The organism is Streptomyces fractus (assembly GCF_049844455.1).
In the GTDB taxonomy this organism is placed as follows: domain Bacteria; phylum Actinomycetota; class Actinomycetes; order Streptomycetales; family Streptomycetaceae; genus Streptomyces; species Streptomyces fractus.
Window position 1 is genome coordinate 5698553 of record NZ_JBMYHI010000002.1, and the last position, 17877, is coordinate 5716429.

A 17877-nucleotide genomic window follows, 5' to 3' on the forward strand; every position below is an offset into this window, starting at 1 on the left:
CCTGTCAATGACGCTGCGGTACCGTGGTCCGGTTCCCGGAGGAGAGCAGGTGGACGTGGAGACAGGCGAGGACTTCGGCCCTTGGCTGGCCCGGCAGTTGAAGATCGCCGGCATGACCCAGACCGAGTTGGCCAACAGGATCGAGGTGACGCGTGCGGCCGTCTCGGCCTGGATCACCGGGCGGGCGGCCCCGCGCACGGAGACCATCGGGCGCATTGCTGTGGCCCTGGGGACCGACACGGCGACTGTTCACACCCGGACCGCCGACACCCAGGCGGGTCAGCCGGTGGACTGGTACCACCGTCGCCAGCATGCCGACGGTGGTCGAGAGTTGGGGAACGCGGCAGCGTTTGCCTTCGACCCGGACGTCGAGGTGCTTGCGCGCGAGACCTGCCAGAACAGTCTGGACGAGCGACTGAGAGAGACGGGGCGGCCGGTCGAGGTCCGCTACACGCTGCACGAGCTGACTGGCGAGCACATGCACCGCTTCCTCGAAGCGGCCCACTGGGACGACCTGTTGCCGCACTATGAGGCCGTCGCCGACCAGGACCAGAAGGTCGGTCGCGTCGTGGCCGCAGGGTTGCGCGACATGCGAGAGCGGCAGCGCCTGGTGCTGCTGCGCGTGGATGACTACAACGCCGCTGGGCTCACCGGCGACGACTACGACGACGGTCGCTTCTCCGCCGTCGTTCGTCGTCAGCTCGACAGCCATAAGGAATCGGGAGCCGCTGCCGGTGGTTCCTACGGGCTGGGCAAGGCCACGATCTGGGGTACCAGCCGCCTGGGCCTGGTGCTGATCAACTCGACGCTTTCCGAGCCCCACGAGGGTCGCACCGATGGTCGGGTCGTCGGCCGGCTGGATCTGCCGTGGAGGCAGGTGAACGGAGAGGCTTTCGCAGGTCCGGCCTGGCTCGGCCGCCCTGATCCAGAGACGCCCGGCGCGGACGTCACCCGCTCCTGGTGGGCCGAGGACGAGGAAATCGGCCGGCTCCACCTGACCCGGGACCGCGACGAACCCGGCACCTCCTTTCTGATCGTCGGCGCGTACGACATGGCCTCGTTCGACGAGCGGACCTCCGACGAGGTGGGCGACGAGGACGACGGGGCCTCGGTACTCGCGATGCGCGACCGGCTCCTGAAGGCGCTGGGACGCAACTTCTGGGCGGCGATGATCGGCGGTGGTGGCCAGGCTCCGATGCTGCAGGCCTCGGTTCGAGTGCTCCGCGACGGTGTCGAGATCGCTCCGGAGGAACGAGTCGACCCGGAGAGGGAGCAGCCGTCGCGTACTCGTGCCGTGCGCGCGTTCCTGAATGGGACCACCGTCGACCGGCGCACGCATGCCGACGACGTCGCCCTCGCCAGGGTCACGATGAATGTGCCGCTCCAGGGTGCGACGGCCAGGAGCGGAGAACCGCACGACGCCGTCCTTCTGGTCACCCGTGCCGACGACGGTGACGACCGGTACAACCGCTTGGTCGCCATGCGCGGCAACCGGATGGTCGTCCGCGAAGCCCACGTGCCCGGTCTGCCCGGCAACGTACGTCCCTTTCAGGCTGTTCTTCTGCTCGGGCTGGCGGCTGGGATCGACGTGCGCGGCGCCGAGGCGGCCGAGCGCTTCCTGCGTGCAGCCGAACCGCCCGAGCACAACAAGTGGCGTCAAACCGAGGAGTTGGCCGCCCTCTACTCGCACTCCGCGCATCGGAGGATCTCCTCGCTCGTCCGCGATGCGAACGCAGCCGTCAGGGAACTCGTCGCTGTGCCCAGGGCGGAGCGGCCCGCCGGCGGGAAGCGGCTGCAGCAGGTCATGACGAAGCCGACCAGGCCCGCACCGAAGCCCAGGTCCAGGCGTGGCGCACCCTCCGTACCGGTCCTGGACACTGTGGAAGCGAAGCCGATCGCGTCCGGTGCCTGGGAGGTGTACGGGGAGATCAAGCCGGGCTCTGTTCCGGAGGCCGTGTTCGCCGCCCCGACCGCGCGGTTCGCCGTCCGCTCCGGCAGCGCGCCAATCGTCGACTGGGAGAGTGTCGAGGCCATCGAAGGATGCGAATGGGACGAACAGGGAGGGCAGTTGACGTTCCTGCCGGGCTCCCGACGTGCCACCTTCCGGGCGGTCACCGACCCATCCACCCATCCCGTGCGTGCGAGCAGTAGCGGCTTGGTCGTCGATCTCCATACCGGCGAGAAGGAGGAGCAGCGCTGATGGCGAGAGTGATCCGCCCCTACCCCACGCTGAAGGGCACCATCGCCCTGCGCGTACAGGCGGCGAGCGTCAAGGGAGCCGACGGCGACTGGGAACACCTTGATGTCGCCGTCAGCGCCGACCGCACCACTGCTCTCGGCTCTGCCGACACCGTGGGCTGGGACACGGCCCGACTCCGTGTCTCGGCCACTATCCCCGCCAAGGCGATGGCCGTCGGTGAGCCGTGGAGCAACGTGAAGGTGCTGGCGATCCTCACGGAGGGCGCCACCAATCTGCGTGCAACCGCTGTGCTGCGCCCCACCGATGAGCCCACCGAGTGGGTCGGTGATCTGGACGTGTTGGGTTCCGACCTCTCTCATCGGGCATCGCTCACCGTTCAGGTCGTCGGCACTGTGGGCGGCGTCCCCGGGCGCATCCTGGCGGAGTCCACCGAGGATTGGATCGTCGACGTTCGCGCGGCCCGGCCGGAGCGCAGTCAGACCTTCACCGTCCACGAGACGGCCTTCTCGCGATCGCCCATGTGGCTGCGGAACATGGCCGACCTTCCCTGGTCGGTCAATGCGGCCGGGAAGCGGCCCGAGGTGCGGCTCAACACTGACATAGAGCGTCTGGCCGAACTTCTCGACGCTCAGGGGGACACTCCCGCGGGTATCGTCGGAGGCCTTCTCCTCGCCCAACTCGGCGAGGCCATGTGGACGGCCACCTTCCACGCGGCCCTCGGTGACCTGGAGTTCGACGACGAGGACGGCGCCCCGCTTTTCCCCTCCGACTGGCGCGGCGAGGCGCTGAGGGACATGCTCCGGACCGTTCTGCCGGACCGAACTCCTGCGGAGGCACTGAGAGAGGTGCACCGGCGGCGCACCGGCGACCATGGGTGGGCCGAGCTGCAGTCGCGCATTCAGGCGGCTGCTCAGGAACGCGCAGGTCTCGCCAAAGCTGTCCGCGAGACGGTGCGGGCGCTGGAGAAGATCGACCGCGAGGAGTCCGCGTGATCACCGAAAAGCCCTCCTACATCCCGGAGTTCCTCGGATTGTTCGATGTGGAGACCGCGTCGGAACAGCTCACCGAGGGGCTGCTCACCGGTGCGGAGAATCCGCCGTCGATCGCGCTCTCAGAGTTGGCGGGGCCGCTGCCGCAGGAAGACCGTTTCCGGGCCGAACCGGTCCGTGCGCTCATCGACCGCGTCATGCATCTGTGCCGCAACGAGAAACCGACCGCGGCCGACCACTGGCTGGCGCCGCGGCTGCACGCGACCCTGCGGCTGACGCGTGCGGAGGCTGCGGACCCCGACCTCTGGTCCTACTTTGCGCTGGCCGTGGCGCCCGACTATGTGGTGTGGCGACACCGCATCACGGAGAGAGTTCCTGCCGCGAGGTTCCAAGGGCCGCACTACAAGCAGGCGTTCGCCCGCCTGTGGTGGGCCGCCGAACTCTTCCGGGACGGCGATGACTACCGGCCTGCGGTTCTGGCCTGCAAGAACCAGGACATGATGAACACGGCGTTGCGCATGGACGTCATGGACCACAGGCCCGTTGCTCAGGCCGTCGCCGCATTCCTGGAGCGAGGGGACGTCTCGACGGGGCGCGAGGTCAACGCGCTGTGCTCTGTGGTGAATGCCGCCGCGATGACTCTCGCCTACGACGTCCTTGCGCCTGATGTCGAGCGCGATGCGACGGCTGTGGACGACTGGATCCGTTATGAGGCCGCTCTCCTCGGTGACCTCGTCCTTCCGACCGGCCCTGCGGAACCACATGCTCCGAGGGACTCGATCGACACGCTCACGGAGCTCTTCTCCGACCTCTTCAAGGACGCACCGATCCGTGGACGGGGTCAGGACCCGGACGACGCGGAGGATGAGGAGGTCACTTCCCCGTGACCTTGTCCTGGGGAGGGCAGCGGTCAGTGCATTCGTGCGGATCGCCGCAACCACGTTCGCGGAGTTTCGCGGCCTGACTCTCGCTCGCGGGCTCCCACTTGAGCGCGGCCGTGACCGGGTCCTTCGGCAGCGGCACTCCGAGCGCCGCGCCGAGGACGTGCATGGCGAAGACCGGTGGCACCGCGTTTCCGACCTGTTGTGACTGGTCCTTGCCGGACCACGGGTAGTTGCCGGGGAAGGACTGCAGCGCACCGGCCTCGGGGATGCTGAACCGCCGGTGGTCCTTGCCGCCGACAAGGATGACGTTTCGGGACACCTTCCCGGTCACGGTGAAGGCCGGGAAGTGACTCGACCGCCTTCCCCGGTTCTTCGGGTCGCCGCCGGATCCATAGTTGGAGACCACGACGAAGTTCTCCGGGAGGGGGGCTCTCCCGTCCGGATGATCCAGGAACGGGCCCGCCGCCTGTAGGGCCTTGTGCATGGAACGCCAGGGGTCGGGCTCATTCGGGTCGGGACGCGGGTCGAACAGAGTCTGCTCGTCCACGGGGGCCTCAATGGCTCGTTCATACGGGGCTCGCGGGTCGAAACTCCGGAAAGGTCCCTTGGGTAGGGCGGGAACACTTCCGAATTCTGCCTTTTTCCGTCGCGCGATGAAGATGGCCCGCTGTCGCGTCTGTGGCACGCCGTAACGTTCCGTGCGTAGAACATGTGGCTCGGCGCATTCATATTCGAGCTCGCCGGTCAGGCTTTCCAGGATTTCTTTGTACTCCTGCCACACGGGCAGTGCGGTCGGTACTTGCTCCAGGATGATTGCGTCGTACGGTTTGCCGTACTCGGCGTTACGCTTCAGCAGCCACCGCAGCGGCTCCAGGACCAGGGTAGCGCGGGGGTCGAGCTTTCCGAGCTCCTCGTCGATCTCGGGATTCTCGTGATCGTCCACCAATGCTTTCATGAGGTTCATGAGTTTCTTTAGGTCCTCGATCTGCCCGCGCCCTCTACCCTTTCCTGCGACCGAGAAGGACTGGCAAGGAGGGCCGCCGGCCAGCACGTTGAAGTCTTTCGGGATTTCCGAGAAGTATTCCCGGCGTACGGCGGATACATTGCCATGAATGGTGTTGAGGCCTGCTTGGTAGCGTGTCAGGCAAGCGTTTCGGTCCCACTCGATTCCCAGGCTCGGAATGCCCAAATAATGTGCCGCTACGTCCAATCCGCCCGGGCCGGCGAAAAGGTCGAGGATCTTGAATCGTGGTTCAGGCACAGTGGATTCCGTTGCTCCGAGGGGTGGTACGGACGGGATTCTAGCCGGCGGACGGATGTGACGGGTGCCGCAGAGCGCTATCGATCGCATGCCCCAGCGCCCTGCCCACCGGCGGTGGGCACGCCTGCGCGATCAGCCCGTAGCGCTTGGTCTTTCCCCCGGTGAATCGCCAGTCGGCCGGGAAGCCCTGGACCAGCGCCGTCTGCTCCACGGTGACCGGGACCAGGCCGGCGTCCCCCAGCGAAGGGTCCCAGGCGAAGTCGGGGCCGGGTGGCCGGTCGCCGTACGACTTGGTGTACACCCCCATGCGCTGCCAACGGCGTTGGGACCCACGCGGACCGAAGTCGGGCCCGCCGCGGACCGTTGACCCGCCCACCACCGTGGGTGCCACCTGGTCGGCCTGTGCCGCCCACCGGCGAGCGTCGGACCAGCCGCGCGAGACCATGGATTCCAGCAACGCCTCGCCGACGGTGAGTGGTTCCTCGACAGTGGCCTCCGGAAGCCGGAACCCGTCCGCGAACTCCTCGTGCACAGCGACGAGCAGTCCCACCCGACGGTCCTGGGGCACGCCGAAGTCCATTGCGTTCAGTACCGTCCAGTTCAGCCGGTAGTCGAGGTGCTCCAGTTCCGCGTGGGCCAACTCACGCATCTCCGCGAGACCATCGGACTCCACCATCGCCGGCACGTTCTCCATCACCAGCGCCTTTGGCCGTACGGCCGGTACGAGGTACATGGCCGCTCGGAACAGCTGAACCGCTTCGTTGTCCGAAGGGCGCTGGACGGTCGCTTTGGAGCGGAACCGCGGTCCGCCCGCGAGCAGCACATCGACGTCATAGACCGCCCTGTTCTCGACCGGGTCGAAGTCCAGCAGGTCGGCCATGTCGATCGGCCAATCGGGCCGGTTGAGACGAAGGATCTCGCAGGCCAACGGGTCGTTGTCGAGCAGCAGACGAGGGTGGAGCCCGGCCTGTTCCATGCCGAGAGCCAACCCTCCGGCGCCGCTGCACACATCGACAAAAGTCAGCTCGTCCACTCTGCTCCCCGCCCAATCGCCGTGTGCTGGTACTCGACCGCATGCGGCGCAACTCTTACGACATCGATGGGATCCCTGATCCCGGAATCACAGCACTTCCCGACTTCGGTCCTGAAGAATCCACGGACTTCAGTCGACGTCGATAATGGCCGCCCCGTCGCGAGAACCATCGATGGTCGTGAACCGCACAACCCGACCGTCGTCTCCCCGAGCCGACGTAGGCGCGATGAACGAGAAGGTCATCACGATCTTCGATGGGTCGAAGCCCGAATCGACCGTCACCGCCTGCGCGTTGGCCGCCTCCACGATCGGGTACAGGGCGACCACCCCTCGGCGCTCAGCGGCGACCCTCTCCGTCGTCGGATCCCCGCACGACGCCAAAGTCCCGGCGACCCGCAGCAGCGCCGCACGATGGCGTGGGTTGCTGATGCCGCCGAACAGCGGGTCGCGGCGCCGTTCTACGCCGAACCACGAGTACTCGCGCCCACGTTCCCCGAGTGCGACGCGTTTCCCGGAGCGTGTGTGCTGAGGCGCCACGACGAGCCAGTCGTTCAGCTGGGCCGGGTCCCGGCTCATCACCCGCAGGTATGTGAGGTGCGGCGTGAAGTGCTCGCCGGGGAGCCAGCGCAACCCCTCCACCACCTCCAGCAGCTCCGCAGGCTTCAACAGACCGAAGAGCGCGTCGAATTTGTGGGTGAGGCCGTTCTCCTCGAAGTGGTACGCGAATGTTCCCGCGTCGTCGAGGCGGTCCAGGACCGGGGTCCAGGCCTCCGTGTTGTGCCGGAGGTCCGCCGCCTTCTTCGGGTACGCCGTCGGCTCCTCCCAGCGGCCCGGTGAACGCACCTCCACCAGCCGCGAGTTGAACATCTTGTTCGCGCTCGTCGGCCTCAGCCAGCTCAAGTGCTGCGAGACCAACGGCGGCACCTGCGCAGGCGTGACCTGCGGATGGCCGTCGATCGGGGTCGCCGCCGCGTACTGCTTCAGTTCGTCGCGGAAAGTCTCCTCGTCGCGGCAGATCGCCTCGAAGGCCTCGTACAGGTCGACGTCCTTCTTGCCCAGCGTCTCCTCGCGGCCCAGGTACAGGCGCACCAGGTCCCGGTACCCGCCCCGGAAGCCGAACCAGCGGCCCATCTGCATCAGTGTTGAGGCGTTGTTGGTGCGGCGGCGGTAGTAGGTGACCGTCAGGCCCTCCACCGTGAAGCCGCGGGCCAGTTTCTGGCCGCCGATGAGGATCTTCCAGATGTTGCGCTTGTCGAAGTCGGCCTCGCCGGTCTCGATGTCCTTGTCGCCGTTGACGACGATGATCGGTTGGTCGTCGCCGCCGATGCGGATCGCGGCCGCGCCGATGTACGGGGCCAGTTCGTCGTACGAGGACGGGACGGCGTTGCCCTCCGCGCGGACGTGGGAGACGGGGAGCAGGTCCGACTCGAAGAGTTCGCGCAGGCGGTCGTGGCCGCGGGAGCCGGTGTAGCCCGCGTTCCACCACAAGTGGGTTACCCGGCCCAGGAGTTCACGGTGGTCGGCCGTGCGGACCGATTCGTGGATCAGCATGGTGTGGTGGGAGAAGAAGCGGTCACCCAGGCCGCCCCTGTCCTCGCGGTAGAGCTTCATCGCCGCCGTGAGGACGAACATGTCCATCGCTTGTTGGAGGGCCGTGTCGTCGTCGTCCGACGTCAGCACGATGTCGCGTACGTGCGCCTTCTCGTTGGAGTTGGCGTACGTGCGCTCCTCCGGCGGGATCACCGAGTCCAGGTCGTGGAAGTCCCGTACGCCCATGTAGCCCCCGGGGCGGGGGAGGGAGACGATGAAGTCTTTCGGGAAGATGTCCTCGGTGTCGCTCGGGTCCACGAAGACGTTCGCGAAGGGTGTTGCCGTGTAGCCGACGTATTGGGCACGGGGCAGGATGCGCAGCAGTTCGGAGATCTTCTCGTTGATCGCGGTGCGGTCGGCGTCCGGCTTGCCCGTGTTCACCGACGCCTCGTCCGACTCGTCGTCGATGATCAGGACCGGGATCTCCGACAGCGGCGTCTTGATCTTTCCCAGGTCCTTCACCAGCTTGCCGAGCACCGTTTTGTTCTTCTTGACGACCATCAGGCGGGCCGAGGAGCGGTGCAGGTTGCGCGGGTCGTAGAGGGGCAGGGCCGGTTCCTGCTTCTCGAACTCCAGGGCCACGATGCCTTGGAGCAGGGACTTGTAGTCGTTGTCGCGCGTGGTCATGCGGACGATGTCGAAGCCGCCGAGGGCGGAGGGCAGGCCACCGTGGGAGAGGAACTTGCCCTTGGCCCAGGCGGGATCATCCGCGTAGTCCGACTCGTGTTCGGCGGCACCGCGCAGGATGTTCTCGCGTCCGGCGAGCTCCATGTCCAGGCGTCGCTGGGTCTGGGCGCGCAAGAGGTTCAGGGTGCCGCCCAGGACGATGACCAGGCGGTATCCCGCGTCGACGGCCTTGGCGATGACACCGGTGAAGTTGGCGGTCTTGCCGGATTGCACGTAGCCGACGACCAGGCCCTTGGACTGGTACGCGGCTTCCTGGGTGGGGTTGGCGAGGCGTTCCACGACCTGGTCGGAGGAGGCGTCCAGACCGGCGACCGCATGGTCCGGCCAGCCCTTGTCCGACAGCAGCCTGCGGTACGCGGGCCAGTACCAGCCGCGGCCGACCTGGGACTGCGGGGAGTACCAGTGGGTGTGCTTGTCGGCGATGACGACCGCTGCCTCGGCCTTCGCAACCGGGACGAGAGCGGACAGCAGCTTTGCCGTGTCCGTGGTGAGTCCGAGCAGCCGGTGAATGTCCGCGCGGCGCTCGTCGCTGCGGGGAGGGGAGGTGGACCAGGTGGGCGCCTCCGCGTAGTCCCACGTCGTGAGGTGCCGGCGCCAGAGGGCGACAAGAGGGTCCGAGGGGTGGGCGGTCGAGAGGGCGGCGCTGAAGTCCTCCTCGCTGGTGTGGGCCTCGGCCTCGGGGCCTTCGTCCTCGGCGTGGTAGGCCAGTGCGCGCTCCAGTCGCTTGGGGCGGCTGTCGCGCATGCCGGAGAGGGCGGCGGAGTGCAGGGCCAAGCGTATGTCGTCGTGCACGAGAAGGGCCTTTTCCGGTAGTCAGGCGGGGAGTTGGAGGGTGGCCAGCGGTGCGGGCGGTGCGGTGGTGGGCCTCAGGTCATCGACGTCGATGACGTACTGGACGGAGGAGATGCGGTCGGGGACGGCGTCGGCGAGAGGCAGGCGCGGCAGGGCGGGCGAGTCCAGGGCCAGCGGAGCCGAGCGGGCCACCCAGCGTTCGTCGTCCGCCTGCTCTCGGGACCAGCCGACCGCGGTCAGGCCGCGCTCGAGGCGGCCGAGGGAGGCCGGGGCGTGCTCGGCGACCTCGGCGGACACGGCGGCGACGGTGTCGCCGAGGGTGACGCCCTCGGCGCCGCCGCGGGTGAGCTGCAGCGACACGAGCCACAGTGCGCGGCCTGGTGCGTGGTCGAGCTGGCCGAGCCCGTGCACGGCGTGCCGGCGCTCCTCGCTCGCGGTGGTCTTCACCTCGACGTCGTAACCGGGCAGGCCGAAGTCGTGCTCCTCCCCGTCCGGCCCGGTCCAAGCCGTGACGGCCTTCTCCCAGCCGTACGAGGAGGCCAGCGCACGCATCACGATCAGCTCGCCGAGCAGGCCGATCCGCTGCGCGGTGGACAGCTCGCGGGGTCGGCCGAGGAGCGCGGTCCAGGCACGGATGGTCTCGGCGAAGGCCTGGTCGAGCGTGCGCCCGTGGGTGACCATGCGGTCGGCGGTGGCGGAGATCAGGTCGTGGAAGTCGCGGACCAGCGACGGGTCGGTCGTACGGATGCGGGCCTTGCGTACGCCGTTCTCGCGGATCTGGTCGATGCGGACAACCGGCAGGGTGGTGCGCGGAGGCTGCTGCCGGGGGCCGAGCCCGACGTGCAGGGCAATGTGCTCGCCGCCGTGACCGACGACGTACTCGACGGACGGATCGATGCCCAGCGGGAACGTGGCAGCCTGGCCACGTCCGAGGTAGTACGACACCTCCGACCAGGGAATCCATGAGCGGGCGACGCCGCGTGATTCAGTCATCGTCGTCCCCCACGCGCTCCAGCTCCGCGCGGGCCGCGGAGACGAGTACGGACTGCCACAGCTGCAGGTTGTCCTTCTCGCGGCTGCCGCTGTACTCCTTCTCGAAGACCTGGTGGAGGAGCAGGTACATGAGGGACTTCAGGACGGGCGCGTCGTTGAGGCCGCCTCGGCGACCGCCGAGGATGGCGGCACGGTAATGCTGATTGAGGACGATGGTGCGGTTCTCGCGGTCGATCTCGAAGAAGGTGCCGTTGTCGGCGAGCTTCTGCCAGCGCAGCTGCACGGGATCCTCGTACGGGATCGGCGGCAGCTCCTCGGTGATGGTCTCGCGGACGGTGGGATCGAGGCCCCTGCCCGGAGGGACGACCGGTTTGCGGGTGGTGCCGGAACGCTTGCGGGCCTCGCGGTAGGCGGCCTCGGCGTCGGCGAGGTACTGCAGGAAGGTGTGGCCGACAGGGTCGGCGGCCTTCTCCAGGGCGGTGGTGAACTCGGGTGAGGCCTCGACGCCGGACTTCTTCACGGTGAGGCGGAAGACGTAGCCGGTGTCGCGGGCCGGGAGATCGACGGCGATCCGGGCCAGTGAGAGGTGCTGATCGGGCTGGCGGAATCCGTTCCAGCCACCGGCCTGGACCAGGCGGTCGTGCCGGTAGAAGTAGAAGCCCTGCCGGTCGAGGACGGTGCCGACGGCCTTGTACTCGTCGAGGTTGGACTTGGGCGTCCATATGTGGGCGTCGAGAGTGAGCTCGCCGGCGGAGGGGAGAGCGGCGGTGAGCCGACGGGGAAAATCGGGGTGGCCGCTGACTGGGTAACCGAAGGGATCGAGCGGCTGGACACCGAAGTCCAGATACACCGTTCCATTGCGGACGTCCTCCACCGCGATGGTGATGTTGAAGTCGTCGCGGGCCAGAAACCGGTGCAGGTACAGGCCGAGGTGGAGGCCGAGCTTGTTGATCGTGCGGTGGAGATAACGGTCGGTCTGGCCGCCCCCGCCGTGCTTCGGGAAGTCCTTGACCCCGTCCCAGCGGACCACCGTGCCCTGCCAGACAATGGGGCGGTCCGCATACCGGTCGATCAGGTTCTGCGCGTAGTCCGGATCGACGATGTCGCACTGGAAACCCGAAACCGCGCGCTGCATCAGCCAGCGGCGACCGGCGGTCCGGGTGCGCTTGGTGGTGCTGACGACAGTGACGGCGGAGGCATGGCTGAGGGAAGCGGACTTCAGGCCGGTGCCGAACATGCCCAGGGCCCCGGGTGCGTAGTCGCGACGTCCGCCGACCGTCATCGCGACGTCCGCCGACCGTCATCGCGACGTCCAATTCCTCGTCGCTCATTCCCTTGCCGTCGTCAACGACGAGGAGGTTGACGAGCTGATCGCCGTCCCTGAGGAAGTGGATCACCACGTCTTTGGCGCCGGCGTCGATGGAGTTGTCGACGAGGTCCGCGATGGCGACCTCGAAGCCGTATCCCTGGCTGCTGAGTGCTTCCATGTACCGCGCGTCGGGTGGGAGGTGCTTACTCCCCGCGGTGGGCACGTCGAACTGCCAGTCCGTGGTCATTGCCTCGCCTCATGGTCAGTACACATACGTACGGCCAATGGTGCCGGTAGGGCACGGGGCGGACAAGCGGACCTAAGTCCTCTTTATCGTGGGTTCGCGGGCCTCCTCGATCGCCCGTGCCACCTCCGCCGGATCCTCGTGCTCCCAGAACCGCAGTACCGTCCAGCCCGCCTCCTCGAGGTGGCGGGTCGTCTCGAGGTCGCGGGACATGTTCTTGTCGAGCTTCGTGCGCCACCACTCGGCGTTGGCCTTCGGCTTCGTCGCGTGCTTTGGGCAGCCGTGCCAGAAGCAGCCGTCCATGAAGACGGCGATCTTGTCCTTGCCGAAGGTGATGTCGATGGTGCGGCGCGGTATGCCGGGGACCGGGACGTTCAGGCGGTAGCGCAGGCCGGCGGCGTGCAGGAGGCGTCGGACCGCCACCTCGGGCGTGGTGTCGCGGGAGCCTTGACGGCTCATGCGTGCCGAGACGGCGGCCGATGACGGGATGGGGCGGGCCATATGGGCATTGTGCCGAAGGCGGCCGCGTGAGGGGGCGCCGCCTCGTCAGCGGCCCGCCCCGTGGCACGCCCCATACGCGTTCCCCGACCCGCACCAGCACCCCGCCCCACTCGCCGGAGGCCACCCCGCCGCGCGGCCCCTGGCCGCCAGGGTCGTCGCGTACTGGGGGAGGAGGGAGATGTCCTCCGGTGATGAGCCTTCGGATGCGGCGAAGGCTTCGTAGGAGGGGACCGTGCCTGTGACGATGCCTACGTTCGGGGTGCCTGACGTCGTCAGTTCGCGCAGGGACGTTTCGATCGAGGTCAAGTGGGCCTCGTACGAGGGGTATTCGGACGAGAGGGACGGGTACGCCGACAGGAGTTCCGTGTATTCGGTCGAGGGCCAGTGGAGGACCGCCACCGGGAACGGGCGGGACAGGGCCTCCCGGTACGTGCCCAACTCCGCGCGGAGGCGGGAGATTTCGGCCTCCAGTTCCGCCGGGTTCTCCGAGCCGAGGGCCCAGGTGCGCTTCGGGTCGTGGAGTTCGTCGAGGGAGACCGGTGTGCGGTTGGCCTGGTCGGCGAGGGCGTCCCACTCGTCGTGTTCAAGGCCGAGCATGCGGCGCACGCGGTGGCGGCCGAGGAGCAGGGGGTGTTTCGGCAGGGGGACTCCCGCCTCCCGTTCCGAGTCCGGCACCAGGAGTTCCAGGCCCTCCGTGAACGTCTCGTGGGCCTGTTCCAGCTCGTCGTGGGCTTCGAGGGACTCCGCCACGATCACCCACGGCGCCGGGTCCCGCGGGGCCGCCGTGCGGACACCCGAGATGATCGCCCGGGCCTCCGCCTCGTGGCCGTACTCCCACAGGTTCGCCGCCTTGAGCGCGCGGATCAGGGCGGGGGACTGAGGGGCGTCGGCGGACAGCAGGCCGTCGTAGAGGGTCGTCGCGCGGTCGCGGGACTCGGCCAGTTCGTAGTGGGCCGCGGCCTGGAGGAGCAGGTGCTCCGCGTCCTCCGGGTACATCGCCGCCGTGCGCTCCAGGCGCTCGGCTTCCGCGACATGGTTCGCACGGTCGGTCTCGGCGGGCGTGTCAGGGGTGTCGGGGCGCATGGGGGACACCGTACTGCCGGAACCTTGGCCAGGGACCCGCCCGATCTCGTCGGGCGCACCCACGGCTCCGCCCGTGTGCACCTACGGGCTCGTCCCGTGCGCACCTAAGGCTCCGCTCCTCCCATGTGCCCCCGCGGCTCCTCCCATGTGCCCCCACGGCTTCGCGCCCCCACCCCACGCGCCCCCGTGACCAGCGCCCCACTGCCCCCGCCCCCACCACCCCCGCCCCACCCCTGGTGACTTCGCGCCCCGCGATCTATCTTGCGCCCGTGCTGTCGCAACGAATGCGGCGTACGCGAGCCGGTCGGCCCGCCGTCGTCGTTCAAGGAGCCGGAGGAGCCCGAGGGGCCCGAGGAGCCCGAGGGGCGCCGCATCGGTCCGCCACGCGTCGCGTGCTGTGGAACGGGGCCGAGGTCGCCGTCACCCTCGGCCTCGTCGTGCTGCTGCTCGTCGTGCACCAGTTGTGGTGGACCAACCGGGAGGCCAGGGCCGGCGCGGACCGGCAGGTGCGGGCGCTGGAGCGGCAGTGGGGGAATCGGCCGGCGGGCGGTTCCGCCGATCCCACCGGGCCCGCCGCCAGTACCGCGGACCCCAGCGACACCCCGAGCGATGACCCCTCCGTCGCCCCCGACACCCGTACAGACCCCGCGCCCGCACCCGCGCCCAAGCCCAACTGGGACCAGGCCTACGCCATCATCGGCATCCCCCGCCTCGGTCTGCGCGCCCCCATCGCCCAGGGCATCAGCAAGTCCGCCGTCCTCAACCACGGCTACGTAGGCCACTATCCGGGCACCGCACAGCCGGGCGGCGCCGGGAACTTCGCGCTCGCCGGGCACCGGAACACGCACGGGGAACCGTTCCGGTACATCAACCGGCTGCGGCGCGGGGACACCCTCACCGTCCGGACGAAGGCCGCCACGTACACGTACGTCGTCGACAAGACGCTCGCCCAGACCTCGGCCGCCGACGGAGGAGTGATCAATCCCGTGCCGCGGAGTCGCGTCGTGCCGGGGGCCGGGTATCGGAGTCCGGGGTACTACATCACCCTCACCACCTGTACGCCCGAGTTCACGTCCAAGTACCGGCTCGTGGTGTGGGGGAAGCTCACGAGGATGACCCCCCGTTAGGCTGCCGTTCCGTGATCAAACGGCCCCACCTGCTCTGGCTCCTCGTCCCCTTCGTGCTCTACATCGGCGCGCTGCCCCTCGTGAACCGCGTCGAACCCGTCGTGTTCGGGCTGCCGTTCCTGTTCGTGTGGCTGTTGGGGGCCACGCTGCTCACTCCCCTCGCCACCTGGCTCACCTGGCGTGGTGACCAGCGGCTCAAGCGGGGCCGGTCATGAGCGACGCCGCCGTCGCCACCAGCCTCTTCGGCGTCTTCATGGTCGCCACCGTCGCTCTCGGGCTGCTCGCCGTACGCGGAAAGGGCCGCGGTGGGGGGCTCGCCGAGTGGTCCGTGGGCGGGCGGTCGCTGGGGGCCGTCTTCGTGTGGGTGCTGATGGCGGGGGAGGGGTACACGAGTTTCTCGTACCTCGGGGCCGCCGGGTGGGGGTACAACTACGGCGCGCCCGTGCTGTACGTCGTCGCCTACATGTCCTGCGGATACGCCATCGGCTACGTCGTCGGGCCGCTGTTGTGGTCCTACGCGCGGCAGCACGGGCTCGTGAGCATCACCGACATGGTCGCCCACCGGTACCGTCGGCCCTGGCTCGGCGCCGCCGTCGCCGTTCTCGTCACCGTGTTCCTGCTCCCGTACATCCAGTTGCAGATCACGGGGATGGGCGTCGTCGTCTCGACGATCTCGTACGGCGCCGTGAGCCTCAACTGGGCCTATTTCATCGGCTTCGCCGTCACCACGCTGTTCGTCGTGGTGAGTGGGCTGCGCGGGAGTGCGTGGGTTTCCGTGCTCAAAGATCTGCTCGTCATCGTCACCCTGGCGTTCCTCGCGATCTACGTGCCGCTGCACTACTTCGACGGGTACGGGCCGTTCCTCGACCGGCTCGTCGCGGAGAAGAGCGACTGGCTGACGCTGCCCGGGAGCGGGGGATCGCCTTACGGGGAAGGGTGGTTCGCCACCACCACCTTCCTCAACGCCCTCACGGTCGTCATCTTTCCGACGACCGTCGCCGGGTATCTGGGCGCCCGGAGCGCCGACGCGCTGCGGCGCAACGCGATGTGGCTGCCCGCCTACAACGTCCTGCTGTTCGTGCCGATGCTGCTCGGGATGGCGGCCCTGTTCGTCGTGCCGGGACTCGTCGGGGCCGACTCCAACCTCGCGCTCTTCAAGCTCGTCGTCGACTCCCTTCCCGCGTGGGTCGTGGGGCTCGTCGGGGTCGCGGCCGCGCTGTCGTCGATCGTGCCGATGGCCGTCTTCATGCTGGTCATCGGGACGATGTGGGGGAGCAGCGTCCTGTCCCTCGTGCCGCGGTGGCGTGCGTCGTCGCGGGCGCAGAAGGGCGGGGCGCAGGCCGTCGTAGTGGTGGCCGGGACGCTCGCGCTCGTCCTCACCTACGCCGCGCCCAACACCCTCGTACGGCTCTCCCTCATCTCCTACGAGGGGATGGCGCAGCTCGTGCCGATGCTGCTGGTGGGGCTTGTGTGGCGGAGGTTGAGTCTTGTCGGGGCGTTGAGCGGGCTTGTCGTGGGGGTCGGTGTCGTGTGCGGGCTCGTGTTCACCGGGCGCGATCCCGTGTTCGGGGTGAACGCCGGGATCGTCGCGCTCGCCGCCAATCTCGTCGTGACGCTGGTCGTGACGTACGTGCGTCCGGCCGATCGTGACGAACGGCCGGACGACGTGGTGCTCGCGCGGGATCCGATCAGCGAAGAGGCGCGGGACGGCGTTCCCGCAGCATGAGCAGCAGCACCGCCGCCACGAGCGCCAGCGCGGCCGACGCCACGAACACGGCGTTCGTGCCCTGGTCCAGGGCGTGGCGGTCGGTTCCGGTGGACGTGGCGACCGCGATCATCAGGGCCACGCCCGCCGCCGAACCGATGTAGCGGGACGTGTTGTTGGCGCCCGAGCCCATCGCCGCGCGGTCGGCCGGTACCGAGTCGACCGCGAGCAGCGGCAGCGCGGCGTTCAGGAGCCCGCTGCCGATGCCGGAGACGACGAGCCCCGGCAGCAGGCGCAGCCAGTCGCCGGAGCCGGCCGCGCCCAGCATCGTCGCCACCGCCAGCGCGTGCAGGACGAAACCGGCGGCGAGCTGGTGGCGTGGCGAGACCCGGCCCGCGAGCCGCCTGGCCTGGAGCGCCACCACGAACGACGTCCCGGACCAGATCACGAACAGGCCCGCCGTGCCCATCGCGGTCACGCCCATCGTGTGCTGCACGAGCGTGGGGACGTAGCTGAAGAGCGCCACGACGGCGAGACCGGTGAAGAACGCGCCCGACGCCGACGCCAGGAACAGCGGGCGGCGCAGCAGGGACAGGTCGATCATCGGCGTGCGGGTGCGGCGCTCGATGGCCGCGAAGGCCGCCAGGAGTACGGCCGCCGCCGCGAGCAGTACGCCGACGGGGGCGCGCAGCCAGCCGTCGCGGCCGAGCGTGAGCGCCGCGAGGAGGGCGACGAGGGCGAGGCCGAGGGTGAGGGCGCCGGCCAGGTCGGGGCGGCCGCCGCGCGGGGAACGGGACTCGGTGAGCGCGCGGGGTGCGAGGACCGCGACGACAGCCGTGGCCAGGGCAAGCGCCCCGTACGCCCAGCGCCAGGAGGCGAGGTCCGTGACCCCGCCCGCGAGGACCGGGCCGAGCGCGATGCCGCCGCTGACGAACGCGCCCCACACCCCGGTCGCCCGCACCCGGCCCGCCGGGCTCGGGAACGCGTGCACCAGCAGGCCCAGGCTCGCGGCGAGGATCGCGGCCGACGCGGCGCCCTGCGCGATCCGGGCGAGCGTGAACAGGAGGGTGTTCGTGGCGAGCGCGCCGAGCGCGGTCGTGACGGCGAGCAGGGCGGTGCCGAGGACGAACGCGCGGCGCCGCCCGTAGTCGTCGGCGAGGCTGCCCGCGACCAGGAGCAGCGCGGCGAGGCCGAGCGGGGTGCCGTTCAGCAGCCAGGCCTGGGAGGAGAGCGCCGTGTGCAGGGACGCGGCCGTGTCGGCGAGCGTGATCATCGGCGCGGTGTACGTCATGAGGGCCACGGCCGTCGCCGCGCTCGTGACGGCGAGGGTGGCGGTGGGGCGGACGGTGGTCGGGGTCTGCGTGGCCTGCACGAGCACTTGCTGCGGCATGGGTGGGCCCATCCAGTCTCAGGTCTCAGGCTTACGGTTCAGTGAATGAACTTACTGGTGCCATGAACGTAGCACGGCAGGTTCGGTCA

The 17877-nt window shown here is 69.0% G+C and carries 13 protein-coding genes and 1 pseudogene; 6 read left to right on the top strand and 8 right to left on the bottom strand.

Annotated elements, in window-relative coordinates; genetic code table 11:
• The first annotated feature begins 55 nt into the window (after positions 1-55).
• The 3 genes from ACP4E5_RS27820 to ACP4E5_RS27830 are packed head-to-tail and all read left to right on the top strand — an operon-like array spanning position 56 to position 4076.
• A complete protein-coding gene (locus tag ACP4E5_RS27820; RefSeq protein ID WP_425841700.1) occupies positions 56-2200 on the top strand; it encodes a helix-turn-helix domain-containing protein in 2145 nt (714 codons plus the stop codon).
• Positions 2200-3192, top strand: coding sequence for a hypothetical protein (locus tag ACP4E5_RS27825; protein ID WP_425833281.1), 993 nt, complete (start codon positions 2200-2202; stop codon positions 3190-3192). Before ACP4E5_RS27820 ends, ACP4E5_RS27825 begins: the two co-directional genes overlap by 1 nt.
• Positions 3189-4076: a DUF6339 family protein gene (locus tag ACP4E5_RS27830; protein ID WP_425833283.1), complete on the top strand. Its 888-nt coding sequence runs from the start codon at positions 3189-3191 to the stop codon at positions 4074-4076. The genes ACP4E5_RS27825 and ACP4E5_RS27830 overlap by 4 nt, the downstream gene beginning before the upstream one ends.
• On the opposite strand, the gene ACP4E5_RS27835 is transcribed toward ACP4E5_RS27830, so the two are convergent.
• The 7 genes and pseudogenes from ACP4E5_RS27835 to ACP4E5_RS27865 all read right to left on the bottom strand — a co-directional run bounded on the left by ACP4E5_RS27835 (position 4063) and on the right by ACP4E5_RS27865 (position 13566).
• The gene (locus ACP4E5_RS27835; RefSeq protein WP_425833285.1) at positions 4063-5334 is read right to left on the bottom strand and encodes a DNA cytosine methyltransferase; all 1272 of its coding nucleotides are present in this window, start codon (positions 5332-5334) and stop codon (positions 4063-4065) included. The two genes, ACP4E5_RS27830 and ACP4E5_RS27835, sit on opposite strands and share 14 nt — an antisense overlap.
• Before the next feature lie 40 nt (positions 5335-5374).
• Complete coding sequence (locus tag ACP4E5_RS27840; protein WP_425833287.1) at positions 5375-6367, bottom strand: DNA cytosine methyltransferase; 993 nt, start codon at positions 6365-6367, stop codon at positions 5375-5377.
• Between the two features lie 129 nt (positions 6368-6496).
• Entirely contained in the window at positions 6497-9388 is a 2892-nt protein-coding gene (locus tag ACP4E5_RS27845) for a Z1 domain-containing protein (RefSeq protein ID WP_425841702.1), read from the bottom strand.
• A 69-nt stretch (positions 9389-9457) separates the two neighbouring features.
• On the bottom strand, positions 9458-10429 hold the full coding sequence (locus ACP4E5_RS27850; protein WP_425833289.1) for a PD-(D/E)XK motif protein: 972 nt from the start codon (positions 10427-10429) through the stop codon (positions 9458-9460).
• Positions 10422-11985: pseudogene (locus tag ACP4E5_RS27855) on the bottom strand (ATP-binding protein). The gene ACP4E5_RS27850 and the pseudogene ACP4E5_RS27855 overlap by 8 nt, the downstream one beginning before the upstream one ends.
• Positions 11986-12057: 72 nt before the next feature.
• A complete protein-coding gene (locus tag ACP4E5_RS27860; RefSeq protein WP_425833291.1) occupies positions 12058-12483 on the bottom strand; it encodes a very short patch repair endonuclease in 426 nt (141 codons plus the stop codon).
• Between the two features lie 45 nt (positions 12484-12528).
• A complete protein-coding gene (locus tag ACP4E5_RS27865; RefSeq protein ID WP_425833293.1) occupies positions 12529-13566 on the bottom strand; it encodes a hypothetical protein in 1038 nt (345 codons plus the stop codon).
• A gap of 392 nt (positions 13567-13958) precedes the next feature.
• Between ACP4E5_RS27865 and ACP4E5_RS27870 the strand changes: the two genes are divergently transcribed.
• Genes ACP4E5_RS27870 through ACP4E5_RS27880 form a run of 3 tightly spaced genes read left to right on the top strand, consistent with a single transcriptional unit; the run spans position 13959 to position 16419 of the window.
• On the top strand, positions 13959-14693 hold the full coding sequence (locus ACP4E5_RS27870) for a class E sortase (RefSeq protein ID WP_425833295.1): 735 nt from the start codon (positions 13959-13961) through the stop codon (positions 14691-14693).
• Between the two features lie 11 nt (positions 14694-14704).
• On the top strand, positions 14705-14908 hold the full coding sequence (locus ACP4E5_RS27875) for a DUF3311 domain-containing protein (protein WP_425833297.1): 204 nt from the start codon (positions 14705-14707) through the stop codon (positions 14906-14908).
• Complete coding sequence (locus tag ACP4E5_RS27880; protein WP_425833299.1) at positions 14905-16419, top strand: sodium:solute symporter family protein; 1515 nt, start codon at positions 14905-14907, stop codon at positions 16417-16419. The genes ACP4E5_RS27875 and ACP4E5_RS27880 overlap by 4 nt, the downstream gene beginning before the upstream one ends.
• Here ACP4E5_RS27880 and ACP4E5_RS27885 read toward each other — a convergent pair.
• Positions 16382-17788 (bottom strand): MFS transporter, encoded by a 1407-nt coding sequence (locus ACP4E5_RS27885; protein WP_425833301.1) that lies wholly within the window; start codon positions 17786-17788, stop codon positions 16382-16384. The genes ACP4E5_RS27880 and ACP4E5_RS27885 overlap by 38 nt on opposite strands.
• Positions 17789-17877: the final 89 nt, after the last annotated feature.

Bases quoted from the DNA above. Each gene is read 5' to 3' on its own strand.
- ACP4E5_RS27825 (WP_425833281.1), top strand. From the start codon at position 2,200: ATGGCGAGAGTGATCCGCCCCTACCCCACGCTGAAGGGCACCATCGCC.
- ACP4E5_RS27845 (WP_425841702.1), bottom strand. From the start codon at position 9,388: ATGCGCGACAGCCGCCCCAAGCGACTGGAGCGCGCACTGGCCTACCAC.
- ACP4E5_RS27850 (WP_425833289.1), bottom strand. From the start codon at position 10,429: ATGACTGAATCACGCGGCGTCGCCCGCTCATGGATTCCCTGGTCGGAG.
- ACP4E5_RS27860 (WP_425833291.1), bottom strand. From the start codon at position 12,483: ATGGCCCGCCCCATCCCGTCATCGGCCGCCGTCTCGGCACGCATGAGC.
- ACP4E5_RS27865 (WP_425833293.1), bottom strand. From the start codon at position 13,566: ATGCGCCCCGACACCCCTGACACGCCCGCCGAGACCGACCGTGCGAAC.
- ACP4E5_RS27880 (WP_425833299.1), top strand. From the start codon at position 14,905: ATGAGCGACGCCGCCGTCGCCACCAGCCTCTTCGGCGTCTTCATGGTC.
- ACP4E5_RS27885 (WP_425833301.1), bottom strand. From the start codon at position 17,788: ATGCCGCAGCAAGTGCTCGTGCAGGCCACGCAGACCCCGACCACCGTC.